18 protein-coding genes and 1 tRNA gene are annotated in these 19,724 nt (G+C 59.3%); 10 read left to right on the forward strand and 9 right to left on the reverse strand.

Annotated features, from left to right (window positions below; translation table 11 throughout):
- Window positions 1–96: 96 nt before the first annotated feature.
- Genes BVH74_RS17950 through BVH74_RS17975 form a run of 6 tightly spaced genes read left to right on the forward strand, consistent with a single transcriptional unit; the run spans window position 97 to window position 6,027 of the window.
- The gene (locus BVH74_RS17950) at window positions 97–1,122 is read left to right on the forward strand and encodes a flavin reductase (RefSeq protein ID WP_080051425.1); all 1,026 of its coding nucleotides are present in this window, start codon (window positions 97–99) and stop codon (window positions 1,120–1,122) included.
- Window positions 1,119–1,892: a glucose 1-dehydrogenase gene (locus tag BVH74_RS17955; protein ID WP_080051426.1), complete on the forward strand. Its 774-nt coding sequence runs from the start codon at window positions 1,119–1,121 to the stop codon at window positions 1,890–1,892. The genes BVH74_RS17950 and BVH74_RS17955 overlap by 4 nt, the downstream gene beginning before the upstream one ends.
- A gap of 20 nt (window positions 1,893–1,912) precedes the next feature.
- Window positions 1,913–2,704: a fumarylacetoacetate hydrolase family protein gene (locus BVH74_RS17960; RefSeq protein ID WP_080051796.1), complete on the forward strand. Its 792-nt coding sequence runs from the start codon at window positions 1,913–1,915 to the stop codon at window positions 2,702–2,704.
- 17 nt (window positions 2,705–2,721) lie between these two features.
- The gene (locus tag BVH74_RS17965) at window positions 2,722–3,618 is read left to right on the forward strand and encodes an acetaldehyde dehydrogenase (acetylating) (RefSeq protein WP_080051427.1); all 897 of its coding nucleotides are present in this window, start codon (window positions 2,722–2,724) and stop codon (window positions 3,616–3,618) included.
- A gap of 11 nt (window positions 3,619–3,629) precedes the next feature.
- Complete coding sequence (dmpG, locus tag BVH74_RS17970; RefSeq protein WP_080051428.1) at window positions 3,630–4,655, forward strand: 4-hydroxy-2-oxovalerate aldolase; 1,026 nt, start codon at window positions 3,630–3,632, stop codon at window positions 4,653–4,655.
- Window positions 4,656–4,713: 58 nt separating this feature from the next.
- Window positions 4,714–6,027, forward strand: coding sequence for a spinster family MFS transporter (locus tag BVH74_RS17975; RefSeq protein ID WP_080051429.1), 1,314 nt, complete (start codon window positions 4,714–4,716; stop codon window positions 6,025–6,027).
- Window positions 6,028–6,080: 53 nt separating this feature from the next.
- Here BVH74_RS17975 and BVH74_RS17980 read toward each other — a convergent pair whose 3' ends face one another.
- From BVH74_RS17980 to BVH74_RS17995, 4 genes are all read right to left on the reverse strand, one after another.
- Entirely contained in the window at window positions 6,081–6,848 is a 768-nt protein-coding gene (locus tag BVH74_RS17980; RefSeq protein WP_080051430.1) for an SDR family oxidoreductase, read from the reverse strand.
- Window positions 6,849–6,931: 83 nt separating this feature from the next.
- The gene (locus BVH74_RS17985) at window positions 6,932–8,461 is read right to left on the reverse strand and encodes an amidase (protein ID WP_080051431.1); all 1,530 of its coding nucleotides are present in this window, start codon (window positions 8,459–8,461) and stop codon (window positions 6,932–6,934) included.
- A gap of 15 nt (window positions 8,462–8,476) precedes the next feature.
- The gene (locus BVH74_RS17990; protein WP_080051432.1) at window positions 8,477–9,127 is read right to left on the reverse strand and encodes an EthD domain-containing protein; all 651 of its coding nucleotides are present in this window, start codon (window positions 9,125–9,127) and stop codon (window positions 8,477–8,479) included.
- A gap of 314 nt (window positions 9,128–9,441) precedes the next feature.
- A tRNA-Ser gene (locus tag BVH74_RS17995) sits at window positions 9,442–9,532 on the reverse strand.
- A 187-nt stretch (window positions 9,533–9,719) separates the two neighbouring features.
- Between BVH74_RS17995 and BVH74_RS18000 the strand changes: the two genes are divergently transcribed.
- The 3 genes from BVH74_RS18000 to BVH74_RS18010 all read left to right on the forward strand — a co-directional run bounded on the left by BVH74_RS18000 (window position 9,720) and on the right by BVH74_RS18010 (window position 12,847).
- A complete protein-coding gene (locus tag BVH74_RS18000; protein WP_080051433.1) occupies window positions 9,720–10,409 on the forward strand; it encodes a crotonase/enoyl-CoA hydratase family protein in 690 nt (229 codons plus the stop codon).
- An 89-nt stretch (window positions 10,410–10,498) separates the two neighbouring features.
- Window positions 10,499–11,563 carry a metal-dependent hydrolase gene (locus tag BVH74_RS18005; RefSeq protein WP_080051434.1) on the forward strand — a complete coding sequence of 355 codons (1,065 nt, stop codon included), beginning with the start codon at window positions 10,499–10,501 and terminating at the stop codon, window positions 11,561–11,563.
- 57 nt (window positions 11,564–11,620) lie between these two features.
- Window positions 11,621–12,847: an MFS transporter gene (locus BVH74_RS18010; RefSeq protein ID WP_080051435.1), complete on the forward strand. Its 1,227-nt coding sequence runs from the start codon at window positions 11,621–11,623 to the stop codon at window positions 12,845–12,847.
- Here BVH74_RS18010 and BVH74_RS18015 read toward each other — a convergent pair whose 3' ends face one another.
- The 5 genes from BVH74_RS18015 to erdR form a co-directional block, all read right to left on the reverse strand.
- Window positions 12,848–13,183, reverse strand: a complete 336-nt coding sequence (locus BVH74_RS18015; protein WP_080051436.1) for an AzlD domain-containing protein — start codon at window positions 13,181–13,183, stop codon at window positions 12,848–12,850.
- A complete protein-coding gene (locus tag BVH74_RS18020) occupies window positions 13,170–13,898 on the reverse strand; it encodes an AzlC family ABC transporter permease (RefSeq protein WP_080051437.1) in 729 nt (242 codons plus the stop codon). Before BVH74_RS18020 ends, BVH74_RS18015 begins: the two co-directional genes overlap by 14 nt.
- Window positions 13,899–13,982: 84 nt before the next feature.
- Window positions 13,983–17,474, reverse strand: a complete 3,492-nt coding sequence (locus tag BVH74_RS18025; RefSeq protein ID WP_080051438.1) for a hybrid sensor histidine kinase/response regulator — start codon at window positions 17,472–17,474, stop codon at window positions 13,983–13,985.
- A 104-nt stretch (window positions 17,475–17,578) separates the two neighbouring features.
- Window positions 17,579–17,950 carry a diacylglycerol kinase gene (locus BVH74_RS18030; RefSeq protein WP_080051439.1) on the reverse strand — a complete coding sequence of 124 codons (372 nt, stop codon included), beginning with the start codon at window positions 17,948–17,950 and terminating at the stop codon, window positions 17,579–17,581.
- Window positions 17,951–17,952: 2 nt separating this feature from the next.
- Complete coding sequence (erdR, locus tag BVH74_RS18035; protein WP_080051440.1) at window positions 17,953–18,609, reverse strand: response regulator transcription factor ErdR; 657 nt, start codon at window positions 18,607–18,609, stop codon at window positions 17,953–17,955.
- Window positions 18,610–18,793: 184 nt separating this feature from the next.
- Here erdR and BVH74_RS18040 point away from each other — a divergent pair, with 184 nt between their 5' ends.
- The gene (locus tag BVH74_RS18040; protein ID WP_080051441.1) at window positions 18,794–19,723 is read left to right on the forward strand and encodes a DMT family transporter; all 930 of its coding nucleotides are present in this window, start codon (window positions 18,794–18,796) and stop codon (window positions 19,721–19,723) included.
- Window position 19,724: the final 1 nt, after the last annotated feature.

Raw genomic sequence — 19,724 nt, forward strand, 5'->3', positions numbered from 1 at the left:
GCAGCATGCGCACCACCGTTAGTCCATTAAGACGATGACTGCAGCCCCCATGGATTCGATACTTGCCGCACTATCACGAATAATGCGAGGCAGGTCATGACTGCTCAAGCCAGTTTCAATCCCAAGGCGTTCCGCGACGCACTTAGCACTTTCACCACCGGCGTAACCATTATTACCACTCGCAATAGTGATGGGGAACCGGTAGGCATTACCGCTAACAGCTTCAATTCGGTGTCTCTGAACCCGCCACTGGTACTCTGGAGCCTGGCCAAGTCTGCCTTCAGTCTTGAAGCCTTCTCGAGCAACAAGCACTGGAACGTGCATGTCCTGTCAACAGAACAGGAAACCCTGTCTGGCCGTTTTGCCTCACGAGGGGAAGACAAGTTTGCCGGAATTGACCTGGACCGGGGCATTAACGATATCCCCCTGCTGCACAATTGCACCGCACGCTTTCAGTGTCGAACCGCCTTTATGTATGAAGGCGGCGATCATGTCATCTTTGTTGGCGAAGTGCTCGGTTTCGACAAGAGCGAACTACCCCCGTTGGCATTTCAAAGCGGACAATACGCCCTGGCGGCCCGCAAACCCCGTGAAGGCGTCCGCCTTTCCAATGCCCAGGAGCACCCACCGGAGTGCAGCTATACCGAAGACCTGCTCGGTTATCTGGCCGGCCGCGCCCACTATCAACTGGTTGCCTACCTGCGCACCCTGCTGCAGAACCACAGACTCGACGAGCATGCCTTCTTCGTCCTATCAGTGCTGAGCATTCAAGACAAACTGACCTTGGAGCAGATCAATCATTACGTGGCCTACACCGGTCGCGAAGTCAATCTGGCGTTGATGCTGTTTCTTGAGAAACAGGGGTACGTGGTCATGGAGCGCAAAGGCAATCGGGATCGCTATGTTCTCACCGCTGAAGGCCGTGAAGTATCTCTGGAGCATGTTGCTCTGGCCAAGGCCGTTGAGCAGCAAGTCACTGAAAAGCTCGGCGCAGGCGATAGCCAAGCCCTGAAAATTCTGCTCAAACGCCTGATCCAGGCCACCGACCCAGGCATTCCAGACCTGTGGACAACTGAAGATAGCCCAATCCTGACAAACCCTACCAGTGAGGTACCGTCATGAGTCTTATCGACAGATTCACCCTCAAAGATCAGGTTGCCCTGGTTACCGGGGCCGGCAAAGGGATTGGCAAAGCCATTGCCCTGGCCTACGCCGAAGCAGGCGCCAAAGTAGCCTGCGCAGCCCGCACCCTGGCCGACGTGGAAGCCGTTGCTGAGCAGATCCGCGCCAGCGGCGGCCAGGCCATCGCTATCAGCTGTGATGTGAATGACGCCAGCCAACGTGAAGCTGCAGTCCAGACCACAGTCCAAACCTTCGGAAAACTGACTCACTTGGTCAATAACGCTGGCGGCGGCGGCCCTAACAACCCGCTGAAATTGAGCTGGGAAGAGTTTGACCGCTCCATGCATTTTAACGTCACCAGCGCTTACCACCTCATTCAGCTGTGCGTTCCACACATGTTCGAAGCAGGCCAGGGTAACGTGGTCAATATCACATCAGGAGCCGCTCGCTATATTCAGCGCGGTTTCAGCCGCTATGCTTCAGCCAAAGCCGCACTGACTCAACTGGGCTTCATGCTGGCGCAGGACTTTGCTCCAACCATCCGCATTAATGCTATCGCTCCCGGACCAATCATGACCGACGCCTTGCAGGGCGTGATGAGCGATGAAATCCGTCAGATCATGGAAACCAACACCCCCCTGAAATGCCTGGGCGAAGTCGAGGATATCGCCGCCGCCGCACTTTATCTGGCAACACCGGCTTCCAAGTGGGTGACCGGCAAGGTCATCGAAGTCGACGGCGGTGCCGAATCCAGCGTATTCCCCACCTGAGAGGCAAACAGCACATGGCTCTGGATCCACAACTGATCAAGGCTTTGGGTGACGAACTTTTCAACGCCCTGCGCCAGCGCACAACGCTCACCCCGCTGACCAACCGCTATGCAGACATCAGCATTGAGGATGCCTACCGGATTTCCCTGCAGTTTCTGAGCCGGCGCGAAGCACTTGGTGAACGCGTGATCGGCAAGAAGATCGGCGTAACAAGCAAGGCCGTGCAGGACATGCTCAATGTGCATCAACCTGACTTCGGCTTTCTCACTGACCGTATGCAGGTAGCCAACGGTACCAGTGTGAGTCTGGCCGAGTACAACCTGATCCAGCCCCGAGCCGAAGGCGAGATCGCCTTCATTCTGGCTGAAGATCTGAATGGCCCAGGTATCAGTGCCGACGATGTACTGACCGCAACTGAAGCGGTTACCCCCTGTTTTGAAATTGTCGACTCTCGCATTGCCGACTGGCAGATCCGCATTCAGGACACCGTCGCCGATAACGCCTCGTGCGGCGTTTTTGCTTTAGGCGAGACCCGCATTGACCCACGCCAAATCGACCTGGCCAGCGTGGAACTGACCATGCAGAAAAACGCCCAACCCGCCGGTAATGGCCTGGGCTCCGCAGTTCAGGGGCACCCCTGCGCGGCAGTTGCCTGGCTGGCCAATACCCTTGGTGAGCTGGGCATTCCCTTCCGTCGGGGCGAAATCATTTTGTCCGGGGCGCTTGCCCCGTTGGTTCCGGTCACTGCCGGCGACCAGATCGAGATGCATATCAGCGAACTGGGCAGTGCCCGCCTGCGCTTCACCGACTGACACTCAGGGAGAACCTTATGAGCAAGAAAATCCGCTGCGCCCTGATCGGGCCCGGCAATATCGGTACCGACCTGCTCTATAAACTGCAACGCAGCGAAGTACTTGAGCCCGTGTGGATGGTCGGTATCGACCCGACCTCCGAAGGCCTCAAACGCGCAGAACAGATGGGGCTCAAGGTAACCTGCGAAGGCGTCGATGGACTGCTGCCACATGTACGCGATGATGATATCCGTATCGCCTTCGATGCCACGTCGGCTTATGTGCATCGCGAAAACAGCCGCAAACTGACTGAGCAAGGGGTCCTTATGATCGACCTCACGCCGGCTGCCATAGGCCCCTACTGCGTACCACCAGTCAACTTGGCGGCCAACCTCAAGGCCGGTGCCACCAATGTCAACATGGTCACTTGCGGTGGCCAGGCAACCATTCCTCTGGTTGCCGCCGTGTCTCGCGTACAACCGGTGGAGTACGCCGAGATCATTGCAACTGCCGCGTCGAAATCGGTCGGCCCTGGCACACGCAAGAACATCGATGAGTTCACTCGCACCACCGCTAGCGCGATTGAGAAAGTCGGCGGCGCACGCAAAGGCAAGGCGATCATTATCATCAACCCCGCCGAGCCTCCGCTGATCATGCGCGACACCGTTCACTGCCTGGTTTCTGGTGAACCAGACCAGGCGGCGATCAGTGCTTCCATCGAGCAGATGATCAGCGAAGTACAGAAGTACGTCCCCGGCTACAAACTGGTCAACGGGCCGGTATTTGACGGCAATCGGGTCTCGATCTTTATGGAGGTAGAGGGCTTGGGCGACTTCCTGCCCAAATATGCCGGCAATCTGGACATCATGACTGCCGCCGCAGCCCGCACGGCGGAAATGTTCGCCGAAAACCTGCTCAAGCAAACCGCTCTGTAAGGAGGCACATCATGGATCTTAGCGGCAAGAAGATTACCGTACACGACATGTGCCTGCGCGACGGCATGCACCCGAAAAGACATCAGATCAGTCTGCAACAAATGCAGGCTATCGCCATGGGCCTGGATCAGGCCGGTATTCCTCTGATCGAAGTCACCCATGGCGACGGCCTGGGAGGCAGTTCGGTCAACTATGGCTTCCCGGCTCACAGCGATGAAGAGTATCTGTCGGCGGTCATTCCGCTTCTCAAACAGGCCAAAGTTTCCGCTCTGCTACTCCCGGGTATCGGCACTGTCGATCACCTGCGCATGGCGCAGGATCTGGGCGTCAACACCATCCGTGTGGCAACCCACTGCACTGAAGCCGATGTCTCGGAACAGCACATCAGCCTGGCCCGCAACCTGGGCATGGATACCGTCGGTTTTCTAATGATGGCTCACATGAACAGCCCCGAAGGTCTGGCCAGTCAGGCGCTGCTGATGGAGAGCTACGGTGCAAACTGCATTTATGTCACCGACTCGGCCGGCTATATGTTGCCGCAGGACGTCAGCGCGCGCATCGAAGCACTGCGCGCTACCCTCAAGCCAGAAACCGAAATCGGCTTCCACGGCCACCACAACCTGGCCATGGGGGTTTCCAACTCCATCGCGGCCATTGCCGCCGGAGCTAATCGCATCGATGCAGCCTGTGCAGGACTGGGCGCCGGCGCCGGCAATACCCCAATGGAGATTCTGATCGCGGTCTGCAGTCGCATGGGTATCGAGACCGGCGTAGATGTCTTTGACATCCAGGATGTTGCCGACGATCTGGTCGTTCCCATCATGGACTTCCCTATTCGCAGCGACAAGGATGCCCTGACCATGGGTTATGCCGGAGTTTATGGCTCCTTCCTGCTATTCGCCAAACGTGCCGAGCAGAAGTACGGCGTGCCAGCCCGAGAGATTCTGGTCGAAATGGGTCGCCGCGGCATGGTTGGAGGTCAGGAGGACATGATCGAAGACACTGCACTTACTCTGCTCAAGCAGCGCCAGGCCTGAACCTCTGTAGCCTACCAGCGGCCCCTGATGGGGCCGTTGTTTATTGGGGAGTGATCTTATGTCCACGGTAGTTGAGAGTCCCGGCCTCGGCTGGCGGGCCCATGGGGTGCTTTCGGTTTTGGTGTTTGGCTATGCCGGATTCTTCATCGGCCGACAGATCATGTCGGTGATGATTGAGCCGATCAAGCTCGAGTTTGGTGCATCGGATGCAGCCATGGGGCTGATCTCCGGGCTGGCCTTTGCCGGTGTCTATGCCCTGATGGGATTGCCAGCAGGACGCCTGGCGGACCGTCGATCCCGAGTTCGCCTACTGGCCGCTACCGCCCTGCTATGGTCCATAGCCACCCTGCTATGCGGCTTTGCCATGAGTTTCTGGATGCTAGTACTAGCCCGCATGCTGGTTGCGGTTACCGAAGCACCAGTGACCCCAGCATCCCTGTCTCTGATTACCGACCTCTATCCAGCCAATCAGCGTTCGCTGGCCATCAGCTTTTTTACTGGCGCCCCTACCGTGTCGGCGATTATCGGACTGGGCCTGGGCGCCTGGGTGATCGACAACTTTGGCTGGCGTACCGGCTTTTACCTGATTGCCACGCCAGTACTACTTGTTTCGCTGGTGCTGAGCTTCCTGGTCAAAGAACCTGCGCGCGGCTACTGGGATACCAGCCCCCCTGCCAAGCCGCCCCACCAGTCACTGCGTCAGGCTGCCCACCGGTTAATGCGTAATCGAGCTTATATGCAGCTGATCGCGGTATGCGCCCTGTTCAGCTTCAGCGGCTTTGCGTTTGCGATGTGGAACACCAGTTTCCTGATCCGCTCACACGGCTTGTCATTGCAACATGCCGGGATCATGGCCGGAGTGGTAACAGGTACTACCGCCGCAGTCGGTGGCCTGTTCAGCGGCTGGCTATGTGACCGTCTGAGCAGCACCAATCGGCAATGGCTGATCTGCATTCCCATTATTGGTCAAAGCATTGCCCTGCTCTGCATGCTGTCCTATCTGCTATGGCCAACCGGAACGGTGTTTCATATCGGCAACATGCCTGTACCCAAGGCAATGCTGTGGTGCGCGCTGATGGGCTTCTTTACCGTCTGGTGGGTAGCCCCGATCTTCAATCTGCTAACCCAACTGGTCAGTCCCTGGGAGCGCGCTACCGCCATTGCTCTGCAAACCATCTGCACTACGCTCGCCGGAGTAGGGCTCGGGCCGCTCCTGACCGGCATTCTGAGTGACGCCCTAAGCGGCCCAAGCGGCAGTGAGTCACTGCGCCACGCCATGCTCATCATCAACCTCAGCCTGCTTATCCCTATTGCCTTGCTGGCTTGGCTGCATCGCCAGAAAATTATTGTCCACCCCCCGGCACCTGGATAGCCCACTCACACAAAAGGCCCCAGTGGGGCCTTTTGTGTTGACTCAGCAAACCATCAGAAACGCTCAGGCCGCATCATAGCGTCCATCCCGCCATCGGCGAAAACCACCGTGCCATGCATGAAACTGGCTTGATCAGACAATAGAAAGCGAATCACGTTGGCCAGCTCATCCGGCTGGCTACCCCGGCCCAGCGGAGCAACAAAGTTGCGGGTCGCTTCGCCATAACGCGCATCTTCGGTAGAAGCCTTATACAGAGGAGTTTCCACCACACCCGGCGCAACCACGTTCAAGCGTACTCCACGCTTGGCCCACTCACGCACCTTGCGCCGCACCAAAATACTCACTGCCAGCTTGGAGCCGGCATAAGCCAGACTAGGCTCCTTGATGTCATCGATCGCAGCCAAGGCGCCAGCCTCATCACCGTCGAGCATCTGCGCAATAATTGGGTGTTTATCCACGCCCGGCTGCACCGAAGCCACTGACCCCACAACAACGGCCGAAGCCTCATGCCCGTTGCCCAGCGCTTCGGCCAAGCCATCAAGCAATGAACTGACGGCGAAATAGTTGACCGCGAGAATCAAGCCACAGCTAGGCGCCGTGACACCCACACCCGCACAAAGCACCAAATGATCAAGGGTCCCGGCAGACTTGGCCAACACTTGCTCAATCACTAACTGCCGACCTTCGGCCGTTGCCAGATCGGCATTGATATCAGCATTGGCGCGATCAATGCCAATGACTGTATGTCCGGCTTCGCGCAATTGGGCACAGAGCGCAGCCCCAATGCCCGAGGCCGAACCAGTAACCGCAGTAATAGGCATATTGCTTCTCCAAGGTTTCAAAGGTTGATGACTGCCACTCTGACTAACCTCCGGCGACTATTCATCGTCCTAAAAGACTAGCGTTACAATTTCGGCAGGCGCGTGAACCAGGGCTGCGCCTGTTCCAGCTGCGCCGCCAGACGCAACAAAGTACGCTCCTCACCAAAACGTCCAGCAAACATCACCCCAACCGGAAGTCCAGACTCAGTCCAGTACAAAGGCACCGACATCGCCGGCTGGCCAGTGGTATTGAATATTGATGTAAATGCCGCAACCCGGCCTGCCACAGCCCCGAACTGCTCCAGCGGCAGCGCCATGTCAATTACCCCGAGCTTGGGCGGGACCTGTGCAAGGGTAGGGCTCAGCAGCACATCATAATCTTGCATGAACTCGGCCATTTCGCGCGCTGCCTGCTGCAGCGCATCAAGTCCGCGGGCATAGTCCAGCGCAGGAATTTGTTTGCCCCAGCTCAACATCTGCCAGTTGGCCGGCTCCAGGTCAGCCTCCGTAACCGCACGCCCAAGTTCAGCTTCTCGCAGCGCTACACGATGCGCCAGGCTGACAATACTCATAAGCCCTGATGCCTGGGCAGCGGAGGCCATATCGATACGCGGTACCGCCTCCTCGACCCGATGCCCCAGTTCGCGGCAAAGCAGTGCGGCCTGATCAACAGCCTTGATACATTCGGCATCGACCGGAAAATCCTGCAAGGGCTCCTGCATCACCGCGATGCGCAGCTTCCCGGGTTCACGCTTCATCTGCGCAATATAACTGCCCTCACCCGAGTGGGCATCAAACGCCCGCCCCGGATTCGACCAGGCAAAAGCGTCCAGCATTGCGGCAGTGTCACGCACACTGCGACTGATCACATGCTGCGCCGACAGGCCTCCACGCACTTCCCCATCGCCCGAACCGATCGGCACCAAACCACGACTAGGCTTCAGGCCAAACAAGCCACAAGCAGAAGCCGGGATACGAATCGATCCACCACCGTCGCTAGCATGGGCAACCGGCACAATGCCGGCCGCTACTGCAGCAGCGGCACCACCTGACGACCCGCCAACGCTGTAATCCAGATTCCAGGGGTTACACGTTGCGCCAAACAGGGAGCTTTCGGTATTGGGACTGTTACCAAACTCAGGACTGTGGGTTTTGCCGAAGACCACCAGTCCGGCATCACGCACCTTGCGCACGAACGGGTCGTCCTGCCGGGCTCGGGCATCCTTGAAGAACCGTGAACCCTGGGTAGTCACTGTATCGGCCATGGAAACGCCAAGGTCCTTGAGCAGAAAAGGCACCCCAGCAAAGGCTCCGCCACCGACTCCGGCCGCAACCTGTCGCCTGGCCAGTTCAAAGTGTTCCATAACCACAGCGTTGATCTGCGGATTGACCGCCTCAGTACGGTTGATCGCCAGTTCCAGAAGCTCGGCCGGGGATACCGCACCCAGGCGCACCTGCTCAGCCAGCCCCATGGCATCGAAACGCACATATTCATCAAAGCGCAGCCCGCTTGACCCAGCCCAACTGAGCGGGGCCCGTAACGTGCTGACTGCGGCACCAGCAGCCAGCAGCGCGGTACCGGCAATAAAGTCTCTGCGGGAAAATGTTGTCATTATTGTGCTCCACAATTACGGAAGAAATGCCACGAAACGCTCTTTCAACTCATCAGCATCCGATCGGCAAGTAGCCACCCGAATGCAACGCTCATCACCCTTAAGGGCTCTTGTAAGGCTGGATTGCAGCTCTTCGATATTCTCAGCCTCCAACCACAGCAAGGCGGCAAACGGCAATATCGACGCGCCTTTTTGCAACTGATCAAGGCTGGCCTTGATGTCGTAAAACTCACCGCCGGCCAAAACCTGCAGCAGTGTCTGGGCCCTTACCAGTTGCGCGGTGGCGGAAGCATTGGGAGGCAATAACACAACCACACGCTCACCAGCGCAGCCCCCAGCCGGTTTAATATCACGCCAATCAGAAAGCAATAGCTCATGCGCCGACCCAACCCGAATCATCTCCTGACGCATGAACTGGGCTTCATCATCGAGCACCCGGTTACGTGATTCGGAGCGCATGATGCGCCCCACATCCAAAACCTGGGCAAGGCGGACTTCGGTTATACAGTCGAAGTCCAGATCTTCAGCATCCAGAAGATGGTTACGAACATATTGAGCGAATGGGAAGTATTTCATCGCCAACAGGCAATGAGTCGACTCGTAATAGTTGCGAAAGGCCTGCCGATCCAGATCGTCCCGGCGGGTAATTAGTGACAGAGCTTTCATCCCGGCGTTCCGTGGCTACAATTTCTTGCAGACTAGAAGCCGGGGAAGACCTCGACATCGTCAATTCAGACCATGCCTGGAGGATCAGGCCAGGTTATAAGCTACTTTTTAGCTTTCTCCACGCATAGTCATGCAGCAACTTACCAATACGGTACCAGTACAGTAAGCCACATACTGCTTGGCGGGTCTGAATGCATTATGGGGCTCAAGCCCTGATCAACACGAGCAAGATCTTTCGGCACCGTTGTCCCCCCAACTTTCCCCCGGGAAAAGTAAAAAGGCCCAAGCTTGCGCTTGGGCCTTTTTACTTTGTCTGGCGGAGAGAGAGGGATTCGAACCCTCGATACGCTATTAACGTATACACACTTTCCAGGCGTGCTCCTTCAACCACTCGGACACCTCTCCGGAGGCTTGATGACCGGTCACCCGGCTACCAAGGCGCGCTAATTTACCGGATGCAGGCTGCCTTGGCAAACCCTTTTTCGCAGCCACGGCAACAGGATAGCCAGAACTGGCCGGTCATGATTAAGTTGTTAAACTGCCTCGATACCAGGCCGTGTCGGCCTGTGGTCTTTGCATCGAGGATTTGATCATGAGCGAGCTGGTTTCCTACCGTTTTGCCGACGGCATTGCCCACCTGAGTCTGAGCAATGGCAAGGTCAATGCGATTTCACCGGAGGTGATCGATGCCTTCAATGCAGCGCTGGACCAGGCTGAGGCGGATCGGGCGGTAGTAGTGATCAGCGGTCAGCCGGGCATGCTCTCGGGTGGTTATGACCTCAAGGTGATGACGTCCAGCGCCGAGGCGGCCAAGGCGCTGGTAGCCAAGGGCTCGACTCTGGCCCGGCGTATGCTCTCGCACCCGTTCCCTATAGTGGTCTGTTGCACCGGCCATGCCGTGGCCAAGGGTGCGTTCATCCTGCTCTCTGCCGACTACCGGATTGGCGTGGAGGGTCCGTTCAAGATTGGCCTGAACGAAGTGGCGATCGGCATGACCATGCACCATGTCGGCATTGAGCTGGCCCGCGCCCGGCTGACCAACGCAGCATTCAACCGCTCGGTCATCAATGCCGAGATGTTCTCACCGGAGCAGGCAGTAGAAGCTGGCTTTCTGGACAAGGTGGTGCCCGCCGATCAACTGGAAGAGCAAACCCTGGCGATGGCCAAGTTCCTCACCACCCTGAACATGACCGCGCACCGCAATACCAAGCTCAAGAGTCGCAAGGCGCTGCTGGAACTGCTCGATGCGTCCATTGAGCTGGATAAGCAACACGCCCTCTGAGCCGGAAAAAACTCGAATCCATTTGCCACTGGGCCTGTATTGGCCGACCGGGTTAAGCTGACGCCCTTGAACCAAACGGGACGGTGGCAGTGGATTCAATTACCCAGGCAGTTCTCGGCGCCTCGATTCATGGTGCCATGCTCGGTCGCTGGCAGGGACGCAAAGCCCTGCTCTACGGTGCCATGCTTGGTACCCTGCCAGACCTGGATGTGGTGCTTGATTATGGCGATGCCGTAGCCAACATGACCCAGCATCGCGGTTTCAGCCATTCCCTGTTCGTGCTCACCGGTCTGAGCCTGCTAATGACCTGGCTGATCCGCCGCTATCGTCCCAATCCCGGCTACACCGGCATGCGCTTATGGCTAACGATCTGGCTGGTGCTGGTGACCCATGTACTACTCGACGCCTTCACCGCCTACGGCACACAACTGTTCTGGCCGTTCACCCCTACGCCTACGGCCTGGTCGAGCATTTTTATCATCGACCCCCTATACACCCTGCCGCTGCTGTTGGCCGTTATCGTCGGCCTGCTGTTTGGCCTGCGCCACCGCGGCCTGCGCTGGCAGTACTGGGCACTGGGTCTGAGCAGTCTGTATCTGGCCAGTACTCTGGCCGGCAAGCAGATGGCCGAGCAGCAATTGCAACTGGCGCTGGCCGAGCGCGGCATTCAGACCGAGCAGACCTTCACCTCGCCTACCCCGTTCAACACCCTGCTCTGGCGGGTGGTGGCAATTGATGGTGATGACTATTACGAAGGCGTGGTGAGTTGGCTGGACCGTCAGCCGCCGCCACTGGAGCGCCTGCCGCGCCACTACCGGGCAGCCAAGACGGCCCTGGCCGGCAGCAGCGCTCACCAGCGGCTGCGTTGGTTCACAGATGATGTGCTGCGCTATGACCTGATCGACAATCACTGGGTGGTTACCGATCTGCGTTTGGGCATGACTGGTTATCACCCCTTCCGTTTTGCCCTGGCCGAGATTACCGACAGCGGTGTAAAGCTGATCGAAGCCCCGGAGCACTGGCCTCTACCGCCACGCGACTTTTCTCAATTGACAGCGCTGCGCCGGCGCGCTCTGGACCCGGACTACCCATTGTCATTAGCGGAACTCGCCCATGGGCTGGGTACATCACCAAGCGTGATCAGCAATCCTTAGCGCAGGCGGGCCGGCACTCTGCAATAATGGCCGTTATTTTGCCCAGGAAATGACGCTATGCCGGGCCCTGCGCCAACGACGCTCCCACCAGAAAGCCGCCGCCTGGCCATGGCGGCGGCTTTGCTGGCAATCTTCACCACTATCTTCGCCAGCAACCTGCCAACCCCACTGTATGCGGTCTGGCAGGTACGCATGGGCTTTTCATCCACGGCCCTGACGGCGATCTTTTCGGTATACGTGCTCGGGGTGATCAGTATGCTGCTGACCCTGGGCTCATTGTCGGACAAGCTCGGCCGCCGCCAATTGCTGGTACCCGGCATGCTGTTCATCGCCGCCGGCGCAGTGATGTTCCTGCTGGCTCAGGATATTGTCGGGCTGGGGGTGGCGCGGGTTTTGACCGGTTTGGGTACCGGGCTGGTGACGGGGGCTGCATCAGCAGCGGTTGTGGAACTGGAGCCAAACGAAAACTGGACCCGTGCCGCCACACTGTCGGCCCTGGCCTTCACCCTGGGCGCCTTTGCCGGGCCTATGCTCAGTTCATTGGCACTGAAACTCGGGCCAGGCGCGGATACCTGGCCCTTCGTACTGGTCGTGGTCATGAGCCTGACGACCATCGCCCTGCTGGTGCTGGCACCCTGGCCAAGCGGGATCGGACAACGCCAGGCCGGTTTCAGCCTGCGGCGCTGGAGACCTACCACTATTCGGGTGCCACGCGAGTTGCTGGGGCCATTTGCCTTTGCTGGGGCGGCCATCTGCCTGGCCTGGTCAACCGGCAGTCTGTACGCTTCGCTGGGTCCGTCGCTGGCCCGTGAGCTGGTAGGTATCAGTGACCGAGCACTGGCCGGGATGTTCGCCGCCGGTTGGCAGTTGATTGCCGGACTCAGCCAGTTTTTCTGCCAACACCAACCACGTGATCGTCTGCTACTGGTCGGCCCGACCCTGCTGATCAGCGGCCTGCTGGTGATGGCCGGCGCGGTGCTCCTGGCCTCGCCCTGGCTGTTTACTCTGGCAACCCTGGCCACCGCCAGTGGTGCCGGCTCCACCGGGGTGGTGGCCATGGCTTCGATCAGCCAGGATGCCCCGCCCAGCGAGCGCGCCAGCATCAACTCAACGTTCTACCTGTTAGCCTATCTGACCATGGCTTCGGTAGTACTTGGGGTCGGTTTCGTCAGTGATCTGATCGGTTTCGGCACAACCGTAATCGGTTTCACCCTGTGCATTTCGCTGGCGGCCATCAGCCTGATGGCCGTAGCCATCAGGACCGGGCGCACCTCGCTGTGGTAATCAGAACAACCCTTGGGCCAGCCAGCGCCAGAGGAAGAAGGCCAGCATACCGCCACCGATGGTGGCCAGCAGGTTACGCCAGCGTGCGGCGATCAGGATAGCGATGAGGCCACCGATCAGGTAGGCATTGTCCAGGCTCAGTTGCCAGTGCTGGCCGTCGGGTATGACCATTGCCGGAACGATGATCGCAGTCAGTACCGCCACGGGTACATAGCCCAGTGCCTGACTGACCAGCGGACTGAAGCGCACCCGATGGCCGGCGGCAAACAATACATAGCGAATACCGAAGGTAATCAGCGCCATACCGGCGATCAGCGTAACCTCAAAGCTGCTCATCAGCCACCTCCAGACGCTCGCGGGCATTCAGCCGCTCAGCCATTACCCCGGCAGCCACCCCCAGCAACGCCGCCAGCATCAGCCCCAGCTTGTAGGGCAGCGGATGCGCAACCAGCGCTACCACTGCCGCAACCAGCGCGGCCACCAGCATCGGCCGGGTGCGCAGCATAGGCACAACAATACCGATAAAGGTTGCGACCATGGCGAAATCCAGGCCCCAGCCAGCCATGCCCGGCAAGGCATGGCCCAGCAACGCGCCGATCAGGGTGCAGGCGAACCAGTTGCTGTACATGGCCAGGCAGGAACCAAGAAAATACCAGTGCTTGTGGGTCATTGGGGTCTGAGCATCGTGGTAGTGATGCTGAACCACTGCATAGCTTTCATCGGTCAGCCAGAATGCCAGCGGCACCCGCCAGCGTTGCGGCAAATGACGCACAAAGGGCAACAGGCTGGCACTGTAGAGCATGTGCCGCAGGTTGACGATGAAGGTCGTCAGCAGAATCACCGCCAGACCAGCCCCGGAGGCCACCAGACTGACAGCGATGAACTGGGCCGAGCCGGCGAACACCAGTAGAGACATGGCCAGGGTTGCGCCCAGCGACAACCCCGAGGCCACCGCCAAGGTGCCGAATATGATGCCGAACGGCAGCGCGCCGACCAGCATGGGAATGGTATCGCGGGCCCCGTGCAGGGCCGCCTGAAAACGGGCAGACATGAGTGCAACATTCATATGGGATGGCAGAGTACGCTAACAGCCCCACCCCGCCCCCACAAGATACAGTTGGGCAGTAACAGTGCCCTACTTGAGGTCGATATAGCGACTGATCAGGGCCCGCAAAGCCGCCGGCTTGACCGGCTTGGGCAGGTAATCCAGACCCGCCAGACGGATGTGGGCAATCAGTTCGCTGCGCCCGTCGGCGCTGATCACCACACCTGGCAGATCGTCGGACAGCCGCTCGCGCAGCCAGCTCATCAACTCAAGCCCGGTATCCCCGGCATCCAGGTGATAGTCGACCAACACCAACTGCGGCTGGAAGCCGGACTCCAGAACCTGCTCGACCTCCAGCCGGTCGCGAGCGATAGCCACATGGCATTGCCAGCGACTGAGCAGGCTTTGCATCCCGGTCAGGATATTCGGCTCGTTGTCGATGCACAGCACCTGCGCACCACTGAGCACTGGCGCCGGCTGAGTACTGGGCACAGCCACCCGGACTGGCGTGTGCTTGGCCACCGGCAGGGTCACGCTGAACACGCTGCCACGCCCCGGCCAGGAGCGCACGCCCAGCTCATGACCAAGCACCCGACACAGCCCGTCGGCAATCGCCAGGCCCAGCCCCAGCCCTTTTTCCGCCTGGGTTCGATGGCTATCCAGACGCTGAAATTCCTCGAAAATCACCTGCAACTTGTCGCGCGGAATGCCAGGCCCCTGGTCCCACACCTCGATCCGCACCTGCTCGCCCTGACGCCGCACCCCGAGCAGTACCCGGGAGCGCCCGGCATAGCGGAAGGCATTGGTCAGGAAGTTCTGCAGCACCCGACGCAGCAGGCGCATGTCACTGCGCACCCGTAAATGACTGGACAGCACCCGCAGGTCTACACCCTGCTCGGCAGCAATCGCCCCGAACTCGATTTTCAGCGGCTCCAGCAACTCGGCCAGATCGAAATCGCTCCACTCCGGGTTGACCCGCCCAGCCTCCAGCCGCGAGATATCCAGCAGATCGGAAATCAGATCCTCGGCCGAGCGCAACGAGGTATCCAGATGGCGAATCAGTTCCTCGCTTTCCGCCGGCAAGCCCTCCTGGTGACTGAGCGAAGCCGAGAACAGCCGGGCGGCATTGAGCGGCTGCATCAGGTCATGGCTGACGGCGGTCAAAAACCTGCTCTTGGACTGACTGGCGCGCTCGGTCTGGGCCTTGGCCAGCAGCAGCGCCTCGTTGAGTTCGGACAGTTCGCGGGTCCGCTCGGCCACCCGCTGCTCCAATCGTTCATTGGCTTCCTTGAGCGCCTGCTCAGCCTCACGGAACGCGGTGATATCGGTAAAGCTCATAACAAAGCCGCCGCCAGGCATCGGGTTGCCGATGATCTCGATCACCCGGCCGTTGGGGAAGCGCCGCTCGGAACGGTGAGCAGTGCCCTGCTTCATCCAGTTAATGCGCTTGTCGACATGCTCCTGCGGATCGCCCGGGCCACACAGCCCACGCTGGGCATTGTTCAGAATAATGTCGGCGATCGGCCGGCCAATGGTGATCAGACCATCGGGATACTCGAACATTTCCAGATAGCGACGATTCCAGGCTACCAGCCGCAGTTCCTTGTCGGCCACGCTGATGCCCTGGGTGATGTTCTCGATCGCGCCCTGCAGCAGCCCCCGGTTGAACTGCAAGACCTCCGAGGCTTCATCGACGATACGCACCACATCGTCGAACTGCATGTCACGCCCTTCAATCGCCGCCTTGACCACCACCCGTGCCGAAGAAGCTCCCAACACCCCGGCCAGCAAACGCTCGCTGTGGGTAATCCAGCCGCTGCTGGCAACCTGGCCCGGCGCGAAGTTCAGGGCCTGAACCTGCGCGTAACGCTGGAAGCTGACCAACGCCCGCTCCTCACCAACGAAGCGCGCCGCCAGGGCCAGCAGGTCTTCCACCGTGACCCGCAGCAAGGCCCGACTCGGGCCATCGACCCAGGCCTGCGAGTCCTGGCTGACGAAACGGCCAGCCTGCCAATGCTCCAGCACCCGGGTTCGGCTGAACACCGAGACCATAACAAAGGCCATGAAGTTGCAGGTCAGCGCAATTAGGCTACCCAGGGTGATGCTATTGACCGGTAGCCCCAGCGAACGCTCGTGCAGCACCTCAAGCAGCGGCCAACCGTTCAATTGCCAGCCCATACCAGAGCCCACCAACGGCAGGATCAGCAGATACAGCCACAGCACCAGGCCAATGAGTAGTCCGGCGAACACCCCGCTGCGATTGGCCTGCTTCCAGAACAGCGCGCCAAACATAGCCGGTGCCAACTGGGCAATCGCGCCAAAGGCGATCTGGCCGATACTGGCCAGAGTCCCGGCCGAACCGATCAGCCGGTAGACCACATAGGCCAGTAACAGAATAACCAGAATACTGGTGCGCCGAACATTCAGCAGCAGGCCGCGAAACTCTTCATAGGAGCGTTCCTGCTGACTCTTGTTGCGCAGCATCAACGGCAGCACCACGTCATTGGAGACCATGGTACTCAGGGCAATGGCGGCCACGATCACCATTCCGGTCGCTGCCGACGCTCCGCCAAGAAACGCCAGCAACGCCAGCACTGGCCGGCCTTCGAGCAGCGGCACGCTGATCACATAGGAGTCGGCCGAGACCGCCGGCCCCAGGGTCATCTGCCCAGCCAGGCTGATCGGCACCACGAACAGCGCAGCCAGTACCAGATAAGCTGGGAACACCCAGCGCGCCAGACGCAGATCACCCGGTTCGATATTCTCCACCACCGCAACCTGGAATTGCCGCGGCAGGCAGAGAAAGGCCAGGATAGCGATAAAGGTCTGGAAGATCAGACTGGTTACCAGCGTTTCACGCTGCCAGTAGTCGGACAACTCAGGACTGCTGCTGGCACGCTCGAGCAGGTCCTGCACCCCGCCGAACAGACTGAAAGTCACGAAGGCACCAACCGCCAGGAAGGCCAGTAGCTTGACCAGCGACTCGAAGGCGATCGCCAGCATCATGCCACGGTGGTGCTCGGTGGCATCCAGGCTGCGGGTACCGAACAAAATGGTGAACAGCGCCAGCACCAGCGTCACTACCAATGCGGTATCGGCCGCCCCCGTCGACTCTTCGGCCTGGCCCTGAAGCATCGCCGGCACGCTCAGCAGGTTGTAACCCAGCACGATACCCTTGAGCTGCAGGGCGATATAGGGCAACACACTGACCAGGCACAACAGGCTGACCGCCACCGCCAGCGCCTGGGACTTGCCATAGCGCGAGGCGATGAAGTCAGCAATCGAGGTGATGTTTTCCTGCTTGCTGATGGCGATCATGCGGGCATACAGACGCCAGCCAAACAGGAACAGCAGTACCGGACCGATGTAAATGGGCAAAAAGCCCCAGAGTTGCTCCGAGGCCATGCCAACGGCGCCAAAGAAGGTCCAACTGGTACACCAGACCGCCAGTGACAGACTGTAGACCCAGACACGCAGGCGCGGATTGAACTCCCCGGGGCGACGGTCACCCCAGAAGGCGATGGCGAACAGCAACGCCATATAAAGCAGGAAAATAAAGGCTACCAGGCCACCTGAAAGCATCGTCAACCGTCGCGCATCATATCGGGGAAACAGAAGTTAGTCTGGCAGTGCTGACGGCATTTGCCCAGTCATGGACCCTACGACCTAAGTCGACCAACTGCTGATCAACCCAGCAGCACCAGACTCCAGACCACGATGATCAACAGCAACCCAAGCATCTGCGCAGCGCTGCCCATATCCTTGGAGGCCTTGGACAATGGATGACGTTCCAGCGAGATTCGATCGATCGCAGCTTCGATGGCCGAGTTGAGCAACTCGATAATCAACGACAACAGCACACTGCCGATCATCAAGGCACGGCCAATATTGTCGACTGGTAGCCAGATGGCCAGGGGAATCAGCACCAGCGCCAGCCATACCAATTGGCGGAATGCGGCTTCGCCGCGGTAGGCGGCACTCAGGCCATCGAGCGAATAGCCCGCCGCACGCCAGATTCGGCGCCAACCGGTAATACCCTTATAAGGATTGTCGCTCATCGTCAGTGACCGGTCTGGGTCAGCTCCATGTGCTGTAGCGCCAGGGCAGCCTGGGTACGGGTACGCACCCCAAGCTTGCGGAAGATTGCAGTGACGTGGGCCTTGACCGTCGCCTCCGATACGTTCAGTTCATAGGCGATCTGCTTGTTCAGCAGGCCGTCACACACCATGGTCAGAACCCGGAACTGCTGCGGCGTGAGGCTGGCCAGCTGGGCACTGAGCGCCTGCTCCTGATCCGACAACGGGCCGCTATCCTCACTCTGGGCAGGCCAGCATACCCCACCTTCAAGCACTTCGGTCACGGCCGCCTGAATACCTTCCAGAGTCGATGACTTGGGAATGAAGCCACTGGCGCCGAAGTCCCGGGCTCTGGTCACCACAGCGGCCTCTTCCTGAGCCGAAATAACCACTACCGGAATCTGCGGATACTGGCCACGCAGCAGGACCAGACCGGAAAAACCGTAGGCGCCGGGCATGTTCAGATCCAGCAGGACCAGATCCCAGTCACCGCGCTGATCCAGACAGTTCTGCAATTCGGCGATGCTGCCGGCTTCGGTAAGGCGAAGATCAGCCCCCAGACCACTGCTCAAGGCTTGCTTCAAGGCGCTGCGAAACAGCGGGTGATCATCGGCGATCAGGATGTCATAGGTCAGGCCCATGCAGGGATTCCCAAGTTTTTTTGTTGTCGTTGGCTGGGCGTCAAGCCTGCCATCCAGAGCGCTCCGCGTCAATTTTAACTTCAGCACAAAGACTGCTATGGCCATCACTCATGCAACTGTATCTGTCTGCCACGGCAGGTGGGCGGCATAATTCCGCTCTTTTGCCAGCCATGTGGAAGCAGTCATGAACCTGCGCACTTACAAAGCCGACGCCCTGATGCTGATCACCGCCCTGATCTGGGGCACGACCTTTGTCGCGCAGAGTCTGGGCATGGAACATATCGGCCCCCTCCTCTACACCGGTCTGCGCTTCACCCTTGGCGCACTGGTGGTGCTGCCACTGGTACTACTGGCTCGCCCGCAGGCCGACCAGGCTCATCGGCGCTTCAGCCGACCAATGCTGCTGGGCAGCCTGGTACTGGGGTTGGTACTGACTCTGGGGATTAACCTGCAGCAGATCGGCCTGATGTTCACCACAGTCACCAACTCCGGCTTCATCACCGGTCTGTATGTAATTCTAGTCCCATTGTTTGGCCTGTTCATTGGCATGCGTACCGGCCTGGGAACCTGGGGTGGCGCTCTGTTGGCACTGGTCGGCATGCTGCTGCTGAGCATCAACGAGGATTACCGGATCGTCTCTGGTGACTGGTTGCAACTGGCTGGCGCTGCCTGCTGGGCCGTGCATGTTTTGCTGGTCGGCGCACTGGCCAGTCGCTACGATCCAATCCGGGTAGCCTTTCTCCAGTTCGTAGTCTGCGCCCTGATCAGTCTGACTCTGGCCTTCGCCCTAGAGCCAATCGACTGGGATGCAGTGCTGTTGGCCGGACCGGCGATCCTGTATGGAGGCTTGCTGGCCGTAGGCATTGCCTTCACCTTGCAAGTGGTGGCGCAAAAGGATGCGCTTGCCTCCCATGCCGCAATCATTCTCAGTCTGGAAGCCGTGTTCGCCGCCATCGCTGGCTGGCTGGTCCTGAATGAAACCTTGAGTCTGCGCGGTTTTATCGGCTGCTGCCTGATGCTCGCCGGTATGCTGATCGCTCAACTGGTACCGTTATACCTGGAACGGCGCCGCACACTGCTGGCAGTTCAGCAGGAGCCGGCCGGGCATCATTGAG

The organism is Halopseudomonas phragmitis (assembly GCF_002056295.1).
Lineage (GTDB): Bacteria > Pseudomonadota > Gammaproteobacteria > Pseudomonadales > Pseudomonadaceae > Halopseudomonas > Halopseudomonas phragmitis.